This window comes from Bradyrhizobium cosmicum, from assembly GCF_007290395.2.
GTDB lineage: Bacteria > Pseudomonadota > Alphaproteobacteria > Rhizobiales > Xanthobacteraceae > Bradyrhizobium > Bradyrhizobium cosmicum.
The window spans coordinates 2,517,883-2,531,841 of the sequence record NZ_CP041656.2 but is presented as its reverse complement, the minus strand read 5'-3'; the positions used below and the strand labels follow the sequence as shown (position 1 = coordinate 2,531,841).

Genomic DNA, 13,959 nt, shown 5'->3' with positions numbered 1-13,959 from the left:
GATCAGCCCGTCACCCGCAATTCCACACCGCGCCGATCGGCGTCCGCGTCCAGCACGGGCCGAAGCTGCCGCCATTGTAGCGGCCGCCGCCGAAGCCGGGACGGCCGAAATAGCGCCACTCGCCATCCCAGCCGTAATATTGCGGAACCGGATCGATGTACCAGTGGCGGCGGTCGCTGCGCGACATGCGGCGCATCGCCTCCTTCTGCTTGTAGAGCGGAATGCTGTTGCTCAGCGGCTGGCGATAGCCCGGCAGGAAGCCGTAGCCATGAAAGGCCTGCTTGGGGCGTTTCTGGATTGACGCAGCGGGCGCGACGGCCGGCAGCAGCGACAGGACGACGGCAACGAATAGACACATAAGGCGCGACATGGATCGACCATAAACAGGCAGATACGAGAAGGCCACTCAAATTCAGGTGCGAGCCCTTTTGCCGCTTCGACTCATCGGCCTCTGTCGATAAGCTTGCAGAAAACCACCCTGCATGTCCGGAACAACGAATGCCTGAACCCCCGCACATCGGCGCTTTCGCCATCGTTCCCAGCAACGATCTCGCGGCCGCGCTTCCGTTCTGGGAGCGGCTCGGTTTTGCGAGCGCGGGCGGCGACGCTGGCTACGTCATCATGAGGGGCTGGGGATGCGAGGTGCATCTGACGCAAGCCGGTGACGGCCCGTGGCAGGTGCCGGAGCACAATCCGTTTGGCATCTTCATTCGCACCCCCGATGTCGAGGCCATCGCCGCGCGCGTAGACGATATGATCATCCGGCCCGGCGGCGTGCTGCGCCACCGCGAATGGGGGATGTATGAGGTCGGAATCAACGGTCCCGACGGTCTTCTCGTCCGCATCGGCTGGCCGTCCGCGCTGATGACGGCCTCTAGCTGATGACGCCCTTGCGGATCAGGAAGCAACCGTAACCCCTGCTGTCACCGACCTGCACGACGCCAAACCCCACCGCAGCAGCGCGATAGAAATCCGGGCGCGCGAGCTTGCCGGGAGTGACAGAGCGACCGGCAGCGCGTTCGATCTCCGCGAGCACCGCGCGCTGCACGTCGGGCACGCGCTCGGGATCGTCGACCGGCATCATCACGCGCACCGGATCGGGATCGAAATCGTCGAGCGGGTAGACCGACATGATGGCGCGGATCGCGGTCTCCATGCTGATGCCCGGCAGCTGGATCAGGCGCTGCGATGTCGTGCTCTGCGCGATGCGCGTCGCCGGGTGATTGGCGTCGACGAAAACGAGATCGTCGCCATGGCCCATCGAGGCCAGCAGCCACAGTAGATCGGGCGTGAGGATCGGATCGATCGATTTCAGCATGTGACGGCATTCCCTCGAGGGCGTTCGTTGGCCGGCGACAACCGGCCATTCACCATAGCAGGTTCCAGGCGTGATTCAGATCACGCAGCCGCTCATGGTGACCGCGATCACGGACCATGCGCTCGAACGCGGCCTAGCTTGCTTGCAACCAATCTCGCATCGAGATCAGTGCCAGAGGAGCACGCCATGTTCCGCCTAAAGCCCTTCCTGATGACGGCCAGCCTGCTGGGAAGCCTGTTCGGCTTCGCCTGCGGTCCTGCCTCCGCGCAAGTCGCTCCGGTCCAGCCTGCCCCCGCCGCGCTGCAAGGCCCGGAGCAGCGCGTGGCGCTGGTGATCGGCAACTCCAACTACCAGAACGCGCCGCAGCTCTCCAATCCCGACAATGACGCGCAGTCGATGGCGCAGTTCCTGAACTCCGCCGGTTTCGAAGTGGTCGCCGCGACCGATCTCGGCCAGAACGACATGCTTCGCGTGGTCCAGGATTTTTCGGCCAAGGTGTCCGCGCGCGGCCCGAACACGGTGGCGATGGTCTACTACGCCGGTCACGGCGTGCAGCTCGCCGGCGAGAATTACCTGGTTCCCGTCGACGCCAAGGTCTCGAACCCGACCGAGCTCGTCAACAACTCGGTGCGTCTGGTCGACGTGATGTCGACGCTGGAGACGATCCCGAGCCGGATGCGCATCGTCATCCTCGACGCCTGCCGCAACAATCCGTTCCCTGACGTCAACGACGCCGGGCGCGGCCTCGCCATCGTCGACGCGCCGAACGGTTCGATCGTCGGCTATTCGACCGCGCCGGGCGCCGAGGCGCAGGACGGCACCGGCGGCCACAGCCCCTACACGCAGGCCTTCCTGAACGTCGCGCGCGAACCCAACGTGCCGATCGAGCAGCTGTTCAAGCGGGTGCGCCTTCAGGTGAACCAGACCACGCTCGGCGCGCAGATCCCGTGGGAGAGCTCGTCGCTGACGTCCGACTTCACCTTCTTCGGCGACACCGCGGTTGCCGCCGCGCGCGCGCCGGTGAATGCGCCGGTGGTGCAGATGGCCTCCAACCTGCCGAGCCGCTCGACGCGCCAGGCCTATGACTACGTCGTGTCCGAGGGTCGCCCCGAATACTATCAGGAGTTCATCCAGATGTATCCGCACGACCCGCTGTGCGACCACGTCCGCTGGCTGCTCAACAACCTCCAGCTCACGCAGGCTTGGCACAAGGCGGTGCTCGCGAACTCGCCGCTCGGCTACAAGAGCTTCTACGAAAGCTACGGCAACACCCCCTATGCGCAAGTCGCGTTGAAGCTCGAAGCCCAGCCGAAGCAGATCCCGTTGATGCAGGCGACCAAGTTCCTGGCGCCGCAGAGCATCACCCCGACCTTCAAGATCGGCAATCTCGGCCAGCCGAAGTACCTGCCGCAGCAGGGTAATGGTGGCGGCCAGATCATCGGCAACCTGCCGGTGGTGCAGAAACCCGGCGACAATAACGGCATCGGCAAGCTCGGCAATGGTGGCCAGATCGTCAACCTGCCCTCCGGCAACAACCAGCAGAACGGCACGCCATTGCAGACCCCGGGCAAGATCGTCACCCTGCCCGCGCCGACCAACACGACCAACACCAAGGGCGGCATCGGCAAGATCGTGACGCTGCCTGCGACCAACAACACGCAGAATGGCGGCAGCAACAATGCCGGCACTACGAGCGGCACTCCTGGCAAGATCGTGAGTATGCCGGTGAATGTCGGCAAGGGCGGCCCAACCGTCGATCCGAAGCCGGTCAACGTCCAGACGCAGAACCACCCGATCCGCGTCAACAACGGCGCGAGGATCGACAACAACCCGGTCAACAAGGTGCAGGTTCAGAACAACCAGCAGAACACCCGCCCGCAGCTCAACACGACCAATCGGATCGTCAACAATGGCGGCAACAACTTCCGCCAGTCGATGAACCAGTCGCAGGGCAATAACGGCGGCGGCAACAATCGCCGGAGCTTCATGCACTGATCGCTTGAAGGCGCACGATAAAGGGGCAGAGCGGCGACGCTCTGCCCCTTCTTCATGTCAAAATCTCAGAAGATCAGGCCACCAGCTCGGAAAACAAATCCGCATCGACATTGCCGCCGGACAGCACGATGACGACGTTCTTGCCGGCCACGTCGAGACGTCCCGCAAGCAGCGCGGCAAGGCCCACCGCGCCGCCGGGCTCGACCACGAGCTTCAGCTCGCGATAGGCGAACGCCACCGCCGCGCCGACTTCCTTGTCCGAGGCGGTCACGCCGCGCGCAAGCAGCTTGCTGTTGATCGCAAACGTCATCTCGCCGGGGATCAGCGCCATCAGCGCATCGCAGATGGTGCGGCCCGCGGGCGCATGCGGCTCGCGATGGCCTGCGGTCAGCGACAGTCCGTGATCGTCGAACGCCTCGGGCTCGGCCACCACGATTTCGGCCAGTGGATAGCGCGCCTTCACCGCCGTTGCGACGCCTGCGATCAGGCCGCCGCCGGAGGCCGGTGCCACCACGATGTCGGGGCTGAGGCCGAGCGCCGCCATGTCTTCCGCGATCTCGCGGCCGGCGGTGCCCTGCCCTGCGATCACGAACGGATCGTCATAGGGCCTAACCAGCGTCGCGCCGCGCTTCTCGGCGATCCCGCGCGAGATCGCTTCGCGGTCGTCATTGTAGCGGTCGTACAGCACGACCTCGGCGCCATAGGACTTGGTGCGCTCGCGCTTCGACAGCGGCGCGTCCGCGGGCATCACGATGGTGGCTTGCATATCGAGGATCTTCGCCGCCGCCGCCACGCCCTGGGCGTGGTTGCCGGAGGAGAACGCGACGACACCGCCGGCGCGCTGGTCCTGCGGGATCGAGGCGACCTTGTTGAAGGCGCCGCGGAACTTGAAGGAGCCGGTGCGCTGGAGCATCTCCGGCTTCAGGAAGACCTTGGCGCCGACGCGCTCGTTGAGCACGGGAAAGGACAGCAGCGGGGTGCGGATGGCAAAAGGCGCAATCACGCGCGCTGCGGCATCGATGTCAGCAGAGCTGACCGGAAGGGGCTGTTCTGTCATCAGCAATTTGTATCTCGGCCAATGACGGCTGGGAAGACACCTCCGCGAGAGGAATTTGTCCCTCAGGCGACGAAGCGTGGCTGTTCCGCGTCGTTTCGGCCGGGCAGCACCGCGCCCACCGCCTTGATGCTGTCGACAAAGGCCCTCGCCGACGCCTCCCAGGTGTAGTCGGCGGCGAACTCCACGCAGTCTTGCCGGGAGATGTCGAGCGCGGCGAAGCAGGCATTGCGCAGATCGTGATCCAGCGCCCCGACCGGCGCATCGCCGATCACGTCGCGGGGGCCTTTCACCGGGAAGGCAGCCACCGGCAGGCCGCTGGCGAGCGCTTCCAGCAGAACCAGGCCGAAGGTGTCGGTCTTGCTCGGGAACACGAACACGTCGGCCGCAGCATAGATATCCGCCAGTTCCTCGCCGTGCTTTTGCCCGAGGAAGATCGCATCCGGATAGGCTTCCTCCAGCGCCACGCGCGCCGGGCCGTCGCCGACGACCACCTTGGTGCCGGGCAGGTCGAGATCGAGGAACGCCTCGAGATTCTTCTCGACCGAGACGCGGCCGACCGAGAGGAACACCGGTGCCGGGAGGCAGAGATCGATGGCGCGAGGATGGAACAAATGAGTGTCGACGCCGCGCGGCCAGAGCACGACGTTGGCAAAGCCGCGCTCGCCAAGCTCGCGGGCGAGCGCCGGCGTTGCCGCCATCACCGCCCGGCTGGGCGCATGGAATCGGCGCAGCGCGCGCCAGATCAGGGATTCCGGAACCGGCACCCGGGCGCGGATATATTCGGGGAAACGCGTATGGAAGCTGGTCGTGAACGGCAGCTTGCGCTGGCGGCAATAGCGGCGGACCATCAGGCCGATCGGCCCTTCGGTCGCGATATGGATGCTGTCGGGGCGCGCCTCCTCGATCAGCTCTACGATCCTGGCCGGCCGCGGCATCGCGAGCCGCACATCGCGATAGCTCGGCATCGCGAACGTGCGGAACGATTGCGGCGTCAGGAACGTGAATTCGACGCAGAGCGCCTCGGCCGCATCAGCAAGCTTGGTCAGCGTCCGAACCACACCGTTGACTTGCGGGTGCCAGGCGTCGGTCGCGACCAGGATGCGCATCAGGCGGCCTCCGTCATGCAGCTCTGGCTGCCACCTGCGGAACGGCCGCAGGCTTTTGCGCGTGATCCGCCCAGGTGATGATCTCGAAATGACCGTCGTCGTGCTCGACCAGCGCGGTGCAGCTCTCGACCCAGTCGCCGCAATTCATGTAGCGGATGCCGGCCTCGTCGCGGATGACGGCGTAGTGGATGTGGCCGCAGATCACCCCGTCGGCGTCGTGGCGGCGCGCTTCGGCCGCGAGCGCCTGCTCGAACGCGCCAATGTAGTTGACGGCGTTCTTGACCTTCTGCTTGGCCCATTGCGACAGCGACCAATAGGGCACCTTGAACATGCGCCGGAAGAAATTGACGAAGCGATTCATCTGGATCGCGAAGTCGTAGGCCTTGTCGCCGAGATGGGCGAGCCAGCGCGCGTTCTGCACCACGAGGTCGAAGATGTCGCCGTGGATGACGAGGTAGCGCTTGCCGTCCGGGCCGGTGTGGACGGTGTTCTCGACCACGTCGATGCCGCCGAAATGCGTGCCGTAATAGTTGCGCAGAAATTCGTCGTGATTGCCGGGGATGTAGATGATCTTGGCGCCCTTGCGCGCCTTGCGCAGCAGCTTCTGGACGAGGTCGTTATGCGATTGCGGCCAGTGCCAGCTCGATTTCAGCGCCCAACCATCGACGATGTCGCCGACGAGATAGATCGTATCGGCGTCGTGGTAGCGCAGGAAGTCCAGCAGAAGGTCGGCCTGAGAACCGCGGGCTCCGAGATGAACATCGGAGATGAACAAGGTGCGAAAGCGCCTTTCAGGGCTCTCGTCACTCATATCGTAACTTCCCATGCGACATGCCTGTAACAATATCCCGTGACAGGGGGATGACCATTGAACCTCTGAGGCACCCTCGGATACGAATCAAACCTCGCCTCGCCCGTCCTGCGAATATCAGTCGCATGCGACAATCAGGCGACATGAAGCGGCAATGATTGTCCGCAAGAGCTCGGGAGACGCGGCCTCGGTGGTTAACGGCGGTAGCCGCCGCACCGCGCGCAGCCGACGTCAGTAAAACTTGTGGAAATGGTGGACCGGTCCGTGGCCGTGACCGACGCTGAAGCGATCGGCGGCCGCAATCGCCGCGCTGATCCAGGCCTTGGCGTTGCGCACGGCGCGCTCGAGATCCTCGCCTCTGGCAAGCCCCGCCGCGACCGCCGAGGACAGTGAGCATCCCGTGCCATGGGTGTTTCGGGTCGCGACGCGCGGCGCGGCGAGCGCGATCGTCGCCTCCGCATCAACGAGATAGTCGATGCTCTCGGCGCCCTCGCCGTGCCCGCCCTTGATCAGCACCGCGCGACAGCCGAGCGCGAGCAGGCGGCGCCCCTGGCTCTCGATCCCGGCCTCGCTTGTCGCAATCGGCTCGTCGAGCAGAGCCGCGGCTTCCGGCAGGTTGGGCGTGATCACCGAGGCAAGCGGCATCAGCTTCGTGCGCAGCGCTTCCACGGCCTCCGACGCCAGCAGGCGGTCGCCGGAGGTTGCGACCATCACGGGATCGAGCACGATGTGGCGGGGAGTCCAGCGCGACAGCGCGGCCGCGATCGCGTCGATGCTGGTGGCCTGCGCCACCATGCCGATCTTCACCGCGCCGACCTCGAGATCGGAGAACACCGCATCGATCTGCGCGGCGACGAACTCCGCCGGCACGGCGTGAATGCCGGTCACGCCCCGCGTATTCTGCGCCGTCAGCGCCGTGATGGCGGAGGCGCCATAGACGCCGAGCGCGGCAAAGGTCTTCAGGTCGGCCTGGATGCCGGCGCCGCCGCTCGAATCGGAGCCGGCGATGGTGAGCGCCACGGGCGTCGTCATGAGGCGAATTTCCGATGTTTCAGGGCCATGATCCACACCTAGCGCGCGGACCCCGGGGCAGCAAGTTCGCCTGCGCCCGGGGGCAGCAAGTTCGCTTGCTAAATCCGGCCGGTTTTGGCCTATTAGCGGCCAGATACGCCTTCGGAGTGACTGCAATGGTTCCTTTCTTCGTCCAGATCAAATGCAAGCTCGGCCAGTCCTATACGGTCGCCAATGCGCTCGCCGAAGCCGAGATCGCCTCCGAAATCTACTCCACGGCCGGCCATTACGACCTGCTGGTGAAGTTCTACGTCGACAACGACACCGACATTGGTCACTTCATCAACGAGAAGGTGCAGGTGCTGCCTGGCATTCAGGACACGCTCACCATCATCACCTTCAAGGCTTTTGGCGCCAAGTGACCCGGAATTCACGCCGGGCGCAGGTTGCGCCTCCGCTCGCCTGTGCTAGCGTCCAGCCACTGGAAATGAACCGAGTACCGAGCAAGTCATGGCTCTCACCACGTCGGTGCCGCTGCTGATCAGCCAGCAATTTGATAGTGAAGTGGTGCTCGCCAACTATCAGAACGGCGTCTATTACAACCTCGACGGCAGCGCCGCGCAAATCTGGCTCGGCCTGAATGTCAACCGAACGGTTGAGGAAATTGCCGGCGCCCTCGCCGCAGCGACCGGCGGCGATGTGCCCTCCATCACACGACAGGTGCAGGCTTTCGTCGACAGCATGCTGGCGGAAGGCCTCATCGCCGAGGGCACCCCCGAGGCGCGTAGCGAGACCTCCATGGAGACTTGGTCGCCGGTCCTGGCGGGCGCATTCGTCGCCCCGGAATTCCAGCGCTTCGACAATCTGCGGGAGCTGTTGCTGATGGATCCCGTGCACGACGCCGGCGAGCAGGGCTGGCCGCTGCGCGAGACCAATGAAAGCTAGCGGCTTCATCCGGCGGGAGATCGCGAAGATCTTCGCCAGGACATCGGAGCCGGTCGAGGCGCACGCGCGCTGCGGCCCGTTCGGCTTGCGCCTCGGATTTGCATCACAGGAATTGGCCGGCATGTTCCTGCCGGCCTACATCCAGAGCACGTCGGGCCATATCGATCTCGACCTGCGCTTCATCACCGCTGATCATCACGATCTCTCCGCGCTGGTGCCGGACGCCGCCGAGAAGCCGCGCCTCTTGATCGAGGACGGCGTCTATTCGGTGTGGCAGCCCGCCGTCATTCCCGTGCTGTACGCGGTCGACCTTGCGGCAAGGCGCGGCATCGCCTGGCTGCCGAAGGGCGAGGCGCCGCCCTGGATTCGCAGCCGTCCCGCGATCTCGCTGATCCATGCGATGATGCACGAGACGCCCTGGTGCGCGGTCCATGCCGCGGCCGTGGGCGGCGACGCGGGCTTCACGCTGCTCGCCGGCGAAGGCCACAGCGGCAAGACCACCGCGGCGCTGGCCTGCGCCAAGGCCGGCTGGCTTTACGCGGGCGACGACTTCGTTGCGGTCAACAGCGCGACCGGCGAGATCGAGCCGCTGTTCTGCTCGGCGCGGCTGCGCCCTGCCCTGATCGATACGTTTCAAGACTTCATCGGCAAGACCACGGCGGTCTCCGACTTCAACGGCGAGCCGCGCCATGAGCTCAGCCTCGCCGATCTCGGTGACCGCATCGGCGGCGGCAGATTGCGCGCGACCTTCATCCCCCGCCGGCGCGGCGCAGCGATGCCCGAATTCACCCCGGCCAGGCCGTCGGATGCGTTTCGTGCGCTGCTGCCGACCACGGCCTACGAACTGCCGGGATGGCCGAACGAAATTGCCGACAAGGTCGCGAAGATCGCTGGCCTTGGGCCGGTGTTCTTCGCCGACACCGGCACCGCGCCGATGGAGATTCCCCCGGCGTTCGGCCGCCAGCTCGACCAGCTCTGAGGCCGCATGCGCGTCTCCGTCGTCATCGCCGCCTACAACGCGCAAGACTACATCGCCGAGGCGATCGAGAGCGTGCTCGGCCAGACGGTCCCGCCCGACGAGGTCATCGTCATCGACGATGGATCCACCGACGGCACGCGCGGCGTTCTCGACCGCTTCGGCGGCCGCATCGTCGCGCTCACGCAAGGAAACAGCGGCCAGGCCGTCGCCGTCAACAAGGGCCTCGCGCTGGCGCGCGGTGAGCTGATCGGCTTCTGCGATGCGGACGATCTCTGGACGGCGCGCAAGCAGGAGCTCCAATTGGCGCGGCTCGAACGCGATGGCGAGCTCGACGCCGTCTTCGGCAAGGTGCAGCAATTCCTCAGCCCCGACGTGCCGGAGCAGCAGCGCGCGCGCCTCACTCCGGCCGTCGAGATCATGCCCGGCGAGCTGAAGCAATGCATGCTGATCCGGCGCGCCGCCTTGATGCGGATCGGCGCGTTCGACCAGACGCTGCCCGCGACCTTCTTCATCGCCTGGCTCGGCCGCGCCAAGCAGGGCGGGCTCAAAACCGCGCATGTCGACGACATCGTCGTCCGCCGCCGGCTGCATCCCGGCAATGGCGGCCGCCTCCATACGGAAGCTCAAAATCTCCAGACGCTGATGGCGCTGCGCAAGGCCATCAAGGCGCAGCGCCCGCCGGAGTGAACACCGGCACGCCGTTGACCGACACCGATTTCACGAACAATCCGAGCAGGCGGTGGTCGATCGAATGGCCGATGTCCATCGGGCGACGCATGTCCCGCATCCGCAGCGCGACGACGATCTTGCGCTTGTCCTTGCCGACGATGTTCGCCTTCAGGGCGACCCTGAACGGCATCGGATCCTTGCGCCCGGTGGTGACCTGCAGCACCTCGCCGCCGGCATAGGCGGCGAAGCGAAAGCGCTCCGTGCCCGGCGGCAGGAACGGGATCACCGCGAGCTCGACGTCGGCGAACCCCTGCGATTGTCCGTCGACCGGCACGCCGATGACCGCGAACTGCTGATCGGTCCAGCGTCCCTCGTCCTCCGGAATCGAGAACCCCTGCCCGAACCAGACGTCCTTGCCTTGCAGAGGATGTGGCACGCGCGCCGCCCGCTGCCAGACCCGCTTCAGAATCGCATCCCGAAACAGGGGAAAATGCACGGCACTGGCATCGAACGCCGCGGCGGCAGCGCCCGGCAGCCTCAGCCAATCCCTGCCCCGGAACGGGCCCTTGAACTGCGCGCGCAGGGCCGCGAAGAAGGCGACCCAGAAGTGCTGCCATTGCGAGCGCTGCGCTCGCGGTACCGCGCGAATGGCGATCTCGACGGACTTCCCGGGCGGGCTGTAGCGCCACAACTCATCGACCAGACCGTCCGGCACGAGCTCCGGCATCTCGCGCGCGACGACGTCGAGCAATTGCGCCGCGAACAGGCTGCCATCGTAGCGCGTCACGATCGAACGGAAACGATCCCAGTCGACCTTGCCGCCGGCGCTCTCCAGAACATGCACGACCTCGAGTGCCCGGGAGACCATCTCGCTCTGATCGGCCGGCTCCGGGCGCATCGCCGCGATCGCCAGATGCTCGGCAAGCCCGGGGATCAGCACCTCGTGCGTCAGCAGCGTCGCCGTCTCGGCGGTGCTGAACAGCTCCTCGGTCAGGCTCTCGTCCTCGAGCCAGAACAGCGCGCGCCAATGCAGGTCGATGGACCGGCTGAAACCGGCCCGCGACATCGCGACCGCGTGGATGTCGCGGTCGAAATCGGATTCCAAGAACAGCTCGACCTTCATGCCTTGGCTGCGGAACGAGGCCTGCCGCAGCACGTCGATGGCACGTTTCGCCTGGGTGCGTCGGACCAGGAGATCGTAATCTCCGGTCATGCGCTTGGCCATGTAGCTCTCGTCTCGCGCGAACAAGGCCCCGCCCTTGATCAGCAGCGAGGCGATGCCGGCTTGCTCCAGCGCCGCGCTGGCCGCGACGACGTCGCGGACCCGCGTCGCGTTCGACAGCCAGACATGCTTGACGACGCCGCGCATCCGCCTGGTGTCGGCGTCGGTAATTCCGGCCTTGTCGGCGGTGGCAACCAGCAGCGGCATGGTCCGGTAGACGACCTCGTCGGCCGCATCGAGCGGTTCTGACGCGCGCCAGGCCTGGTAGGCGTCGATTGCGGTCTGTCCCTGTCCGAGCGCGGCCCGGAACAGCATCAGAAAGCGCGGCTTCAGCGCGGCGGACAGCTTGGATGTCATCTCAACCGAACGGTTGAGATGCGAGGCCGGCTTCGTTCGGGCCCGTCGAAACCACGCGTCGAAACGATCAGCCGCACACGCGAAAGAACTCGACACCTCATCGTCACGTACTTCCAGTTCTCAACCGAGAGCAAAGGATGCGGGCGCGATCACCAAGTGTCAATCGGGCAAGGCCTGCGTCAGGCGCCGCCCTCCTTGCGTTTCGGCCGCGGCGGACCGTCCACCGGCGGCAGCGATTTGAGGTAGTCCGCCATCGCTGCAAGGTCCTCATCCGACAATTGCGACGTGTTCTTGATCACACGCGTCATCGCGCCGCCGACGCTGTCACCGTCGGGCAATTCGCCGTTCCTGAGGAAATAGGCAAGATCCTTCGCGCTCCACTCGCCGAGGCGTTTTTGGGTGATGTTGGGCACCCAGCCCTCGCCTTCGGGATTGGGCCCGCCGGCAAAACGCTCGCCCGAGATGATGCCGCCGAGCGCATTGCGCGGACTGTGGCACTCGGCGCAATGACCAAAGCTGTTGACGAGATAGGCGCCCCGATTCCATTGCGACGACTTCGTGCCGTCGGCGACGAACGGCTTGCCGTCCATGAACAGAAATTTCCAGATGCCGACATTGCGCCTGATGTTGAACGGAAAGCTCACGTCGTGGTCACGCACTTTGCCTGCAACGGCCGGCAGCGTCTTCAGATAGGCGAAGAGGTCGAGAACGTCTTCGCGCCTCGCGTGCTGATAGGAGGTGTAGGGAAACGCCGGAAAATAATGCTGTCCGCCAGGGGAGACCCCGTGCATCACCGCGTTGACAAAATCCGTGTCGGTCCACTTGCCGATGCCGTCAGTCGGATCGGAGGAGATGTTGGGTGCGTAGAACGTTCCGAACGGCGACTTGATCGCGACACCGCCCCCGAGCCTGGTGCGGTCGGGCTGGTCGGGGACGGCATGGCACGAGGCACAGCCGCCGGCGTTGAAGATGATCTCGCCGTTGGCGAGATTGGGCTTATAGGCGGGCGCGGCGCCGATAACCGCCACCACGGGCGCGCTCAGCCACGAATAGACGCCGGCGGCAGCGACCGCAGCCAGCAGCGCCGCCATAATTGTTCGTTGCAACATTCAGTCCATCCACGCGTTGAAACGAACTTATGGCCGATGTCCGCGCGGCTCCAGCCACGAAGAATTTAGCCCGCCTCACGCGGAAACGGGAATAAACTGAAACGGCCACTGTTGGGAAGTTTGACCGTCCAACGAGGTCACAGGGAGAATGTCATGAACAAGACCGTCATCGCCATGGTCGCGCTCGGCGCCGCTGCTTTTGCGGGGGCCGCCAGCGCCGAGAAGCTGAAAGCTACGCTCGACGGCAAGTCCGAGGTGCCGGCCACCACCAGCAGCGGCACCGGAACCGCCGATCTGGACTATGACGCCGCCAGCAAGAAGCTGTCCTGGAAGCTCAGCTATTCCGGCCTGTCCGGCCCTGCCACGGCCGCCCACTTCCACGGGCCGGCCGAGGCCGGCAAGAACGCCGGCGTCGCGGTCGCGATCCCGAACGCGACGTCCAGCCCGGCCGAGGGCTCGGCGACGCTGACCGACGCGCAGGCCGCCGATCTGCTCGCCGGCAAGCTCTACATCAACATCCACACCGCGGCCAATCCGGGCGGCGAGATCCGCGGTCAGGTGACGAAGTAAGCGACAACGCCGCTTCGTCGAGGAAAGGCCGGATGCACGAGGGAGCGTCCGGCCTTTTCGTTTCCAGCCAGACTGACGTTAAACGTCTCAGGCGGAACGCTTCCGCACCGCGACCTGATGGCTCTTGAGAATTACTTCGGCATCGCCATGCCAGGCCAGGAAGGTGTCCACGGCGGGCGCGACGCGTTCGGCGTCGGGACTGTCCGGCATCCAGGTGTAGTCGTCCATCAGCATCACGCCGCCCTCGCGCAGCAGGCGCCAGGCCCCGAGGCAGTCGATCATCACGTCGTCACGCTGATGGCTGCCGTCGACATAGATGAAATCGAACACCGCGTTCTCCTCGCGCAAGCTGCCGAGCGCCTTGATCGAGGTACCCACCATCTTGCGTAGGCGCGGGCCATAAGCGGCAAGGTTGCGGTCGAAGCGCCCGGCATCGTCCTCACGGAAGAGGTCGACGCAGGTGAGATGCGCGCGCGCGAAGAACTCGAGCCAAAACAGCGCGGATCGCCCCTCCTTGGAGCCGATCTCAAGCACCCGGGTCGTCGTATCGCGGATATCCCCAAACAGCGTGCTCCAGATCATCGTGCGGCCGGCCACAAAATCACGCCGAAACTCCTTGCCCGCAAAGATGTGGGCGTAGGGATCCTGGGCCCGCGCCAGCTCGACAACCCGCGCGCGAAGCTGCGCCAGCCGGGCGGAGGGATCGTTCATGAAAGCCCCAAGCTTGAAAGCCCAAAGCCTGGCTGCGCGGCGTCGATCATCGTGCCACCGGTCTGCATTATTGCTCCCTCCGCGACAGATTACCTCACC

At 65.4% G+C, this 13,959-nt stretch carries 16 protein-coding genes; 7 read left to right on the top strand and 9 right to left on the bottom strand.

The window, feature by feature from the left end:
- Window positions 1-10: 10 nt before the first annotated feature.
- On the bottom strand, window positions 11-370 hold the full coding sequence (locus FNV92_RS11895; protein WP_143840824.1) for a hypothetical protein: 360 nt from the start codon (window positions 368-370) through the stop codon (window positions 11-13).
- 128 nt (window positions 371-498) lie between these two features.
- Between FNV92_RS11895 and FNV92_RS11890 the strand changes: the two genes are divergently transcribed.
- The gene (locus FNV92_RS11890; RefSeq protein WP_143840825.1) at window positions 499-882 is read left to right on the top strand and encodes a VOC family protein; all 384 of its coding nucleotides are present in this window, start codon (window positions 499-501) and stop codon (window positions 880-882) included.
- Here FNV92_RS11890 and FNV92_RS11885 read toward each other — a convergent pair.
- Window positions 875-1,318 carry an RbsD/FucU family protein gene (locus FNV92_RS11885; protein WP_143840826.1) on the bottom strand — a complete coding sequence of 148 codons (444 nt, stop codon included), beginning with the start codon at window positions 1,316-1,318 and terminating at the stop codon, window positions 875-877. The two genes, FNV92_RS11890 and FNV92_RS11885, sit on opposite strands and share 8 nt — an antisense overlap.
- Before the next feature lie 186 nt (window positions 1,319-1,504).
- Here FNV92_RS11885 and FNV92_RS11880 point away from each other — a divergent pair, with 186 nt between their 5' ends.
- Window positions 1,505-3,313 carry a caspase family protein gene (locus tag FNV92_RS11880; RefSeq protein ID WP_168213250.1) on the top strand — a complete coding sequence of 603 codons (1,809 nt, stop codon included), beginning with the start codon at window positions 1,505-1,507 and terminating at the stop codon, window positions 3,311-3,313.
- 73 nt (window positions 3,314-3,386) lie between these two features.
- Here FNV92_RS11880 and FNV92_RS11875 read toward each other — a convergent pair whose 3' ends face one another.
- The 4 genes from FNV92_RS11875 to thiD form a co-directional block, all read right to left on the bottom strand.
- On the bottom strand, window positions 3,387-4,370 hold the full coding sequence (locus FNV92_RS11875) for a threonine/serine dehydratase (RefSeq protein WP_041748185.1): 984 nt from the start codon (window positions 4,368-4,370) through the stop codon (window positions 3,387-3,389).
- 62 nt (window positions 4,371-4,432) lie between these two features.
- The gene (locus FNV92_RS11870; RefSeq protein WP_143840828.1) at window positions 4,433-5,476 is read right to left on the bottom strand and encodes a glycosyltransferase family 4 protein; all 1,044 of its coding nucleotides are present in this window, start codon (window positions 5,474-5,476) and stop codon (window positions 4,433-4,435) included.
- 13 nt (window positions 5,477-5,489) lie between these two features.
- Complete coding sequence (locus tag FNV92_RS11865) at window positions 5,490-6,302, bottom strand: UDP-2,3-diacylglucosamine diphosphatase (RefSeq protein WP_143840829.1); 813 nt, start codon at window positions 6,300-6,302, stop codon at window positions 5,490-5,492.
- 216 nt (window positions 6,303-6,518) lie between these two features.
- Entirely contained in the window at window positions 6,519-7,319 is an 801-nt protein-coding gene (gene thiD / locus FNV92_RS11860) for a bifunctional hydroxymethylpyrimidine kinase/phosphomethylpyrimidine kinase (RefSeq protein ID WP_143840830.1), read from the bottom strand.
- Window positions 7,320-7,474: 155 nt separating this feature from the next.
- Between thiD and FNV92_RS11855 the strand changes: the two genes are divergently transcribed.
- From FNV92_RS11855 to FNV92_RS11840, 4 genes are all read left to right on the top strand, one after another.
- Window positions 7,475-7,720, top strand: coding sequence for an Lrp/AsnC ligand binding domain-containing protein (locus FNV92_RS11855; protein WP_015684892.1), 246 nt, complete (start codon window positions 7,475-7,477; stop codon window positions 7,718-7,720).
- Window positions 7,721-7,808: 88 nt separating this feature from the next.
- The gene (locus FNV92_RS11850) at window positions 7,809-8,243 is read left to right on the top strand and encodes a PqqD family protein (protein ID WP_143840831.1); all 435 of its coding nucleotides are present in this window, start codon (window positions 7,809-7,811) and stop codon (window positions 8,241-8,243) included.
- The gene (locus tag FNV92_RS11845; RefSeq protein WP_143840832.1) at window positions 8,233-9,222 is read left to right on the top strand and encodes a hypothetical protein; all 990 of its coding nucleotides are present in this window, start codon (window positions 8,233-8,235) and stop codon (window positions 9,220-9,222) included. Before FNV92_RS11850 ends, FNV92_RS11845 begins: the two co-directional genes overlap by 11 nt.
- Before the next feature lie 6 nt (window positions 9,223-9,228).
- On the top strand, window positions 9,229-9,909 hold the full coding sequence (locus tag FNV92_RS11840; protein WP_143840833.1) for a glycosyltransferase family 2 protein: 681 nt from the start codon (window positions 9,229-9,231) through the stop codon (window positions 9,907-9,909).
- On the opposite strand, the gene FNV92_RS11835 is transcribed toward FNV92_RS11840, so the two are convergent.
- On the bottom strand, window positions 9,884-11,470 hold the full coding sequence (locus FNV92_RS11835; RefSeq protein WP_143840834.1) for a nucleotidyltransferase family protein: 1,587 nt from the start codon (window positions 11,468-11,470) through the stop codon (window positions 9,884-9,886). The two genes, FNV92_RS11840 and FNV92_RS11835, sit on opposite strands and share 26 nt — an antisense overlap.
- 179 nt (window positions 11,471-11,649) lie before the next feature.
- The gene (locus FNV92_RS11830; protein WP_143840835.1) at window positions 11,650-12,579 is read right to left on the bottom strand and encodes a c-type cytochrome; all 930 of its coding nucleotides are present in this window, start codon (window positions 12,577-12,579) and stop codon (window positions 11,650-11,652) included.
- Window positions 12,580-12,732: 153 nt separating this feature from the next.
- Here FNV92_RS11830 and FNV92_RS11825 point away from each other — a divergent pair, with 153 nt between their 5' ends.
- Window positions 12,733-13,149 (top strand): CHRD domain-containing protein, encoded by a 417-nt coding sequence (locus tag FNV92_RS11825; RefSeq protein WP_015684886.1) that lies wholly within the window; start codon window positions 12,733-12,735, stop codon window positions 13,147-13,149.
- 87 nt (window positions 13,150-13,236) lie between these two features.
- Here FNV92_RS11825 and FNV92_RS11820 read toward each other — a convergent pair whose 3' ends face one another.
- On the bottom strand, window positions 13,237-13,860 hold the full coding sequence (locus FNV92_RS11820; protein WP_143840836.1) for a class I SAM-dependent methyltransferase: 624 nt from the start codon (window positions 13,858-13,860) through the stop codon (window positions 13,237-13,239).
- Window positions 13,861-13,959: the final 99 nt, after the last annotated feature.

Excerpts from the sequence above, each read along its gene's own strand:
- FNV92_RS11895 (WP_143840824.1), bottom strand. The coding sequence starts at position 370 with ATGTCGCGCCTTATGTGTCTATTCGTTGCCGTCGTCCTGTCGCTGCTG.
- FNV92_RS11890 (WP_143840825.1), top strand. The coding sequence starts at position 499 with ATGCCTGAACCCCCGCACATCGGCGCTTTCGCCATCGTTCCCAGCAAC.
- FNV92_RS11885 (WP_143840826.1), bottom strand. The coding sequence starts at position 1,318 with ATGCTGAAATCGATCGATCCGATCCTCACGCCCGATCTACTGTGGCTG.
- FNV92_RS11880 (WP_168213250.1), top strand. The coding sequence starts at position 1,505 with ATGTTCCGCCTAAAGCCCTTCCTGATGACGGCCAGCCTGCTGGGAAGC.
- FNV92_RS11875 (WP_041748185.1), bottom strand. The coding sequence starts at position 4,370 with ATGACAGAACAGCCCCTTCCGGTCAGCTCTGCTGACATCGATGCCGCA.
- FNV92_RS11870 (WP_143840828.1), bottom strand. The coding sequence starts at position 5,476 with ATGCGCATCCTGGTCGCGACCGACGCCTGGCACCCGCAAGTCAACGGT.
- FNV92_RS11865 (WP_143840829.1), bottom strand. The coding sequence starts at position 6,302 with ATGGGAAGTTACGATATGAGTGACGAGAGCCCTGAAAGGCGCTTTCGC.
- thiD (WP_143840830.1), bottom strand. The coding sequence starts at position 7,319 with ATGACGACGCCCGTGGCGCTCACCATCGCCGGCTCCGATTCGAGCGGC.
- FNV92_RS11855 (WP_015684892.1), top strand. The coding sequence starts at position 7,475 with ATGGTTCCTTTCTTCGTCCAGATCAAATGCAAGCTCGGCCAGTCCTAT.
- FNV92_RS11850 (WP_143840831.1), top strand. The coding sequence starts at position 7,809 with ATGGCTCTCACCACGTCGGTGCCGCTGCTGATCAGCCAGCAATTTGAT.
- FNV92_RS11845 (WP_143840832.1), top strand. The coding sequence starts at position 8,233 with ATGAAAGCTAGCGGCTTCATCCGGCGGGAGATCGCGAAGATCTTCGCC.
- FNV92_RS11840 (WP_143840833.1), top strand. The coding sequence starts at position 9,229 with ATGCGCGTCTCCGTCGTCATCGCCGCCTACAACGCGCAAGACTACATC.
- FNV92_RS11835 (WP_143840834.1), bottom strand. The coding sequence starts at position 11,470 with ATGACATCCAAGCTGTCCGCCGCGCTGAAGCCGCGCTTTCTGATGCTG.
- FNV92_RS11830 (WP_143840835.1), bottom strand. The coding sequence starts at position 12,579 with ATGTTGCAACGAACAATTATGGCGGCGCTGCTGGCTGCGGTCGCTGCC.
- FNV92_RS11825 (WP_015684886.1), top strand. The coding sequence starts at position 12,733 with ATGAACAAGACCGTCATCGCCATGGTCGCGCTCGGCGCCGCTGCTTTT.
- FNV92_RS11820 (WP_143840836.1), bottom strand. The coding sequence starts at position 13,860 with ATGAACGATCCCTCCGCCCGGCTGGCGCAGCTTCGCGCGCGGGTTGTC.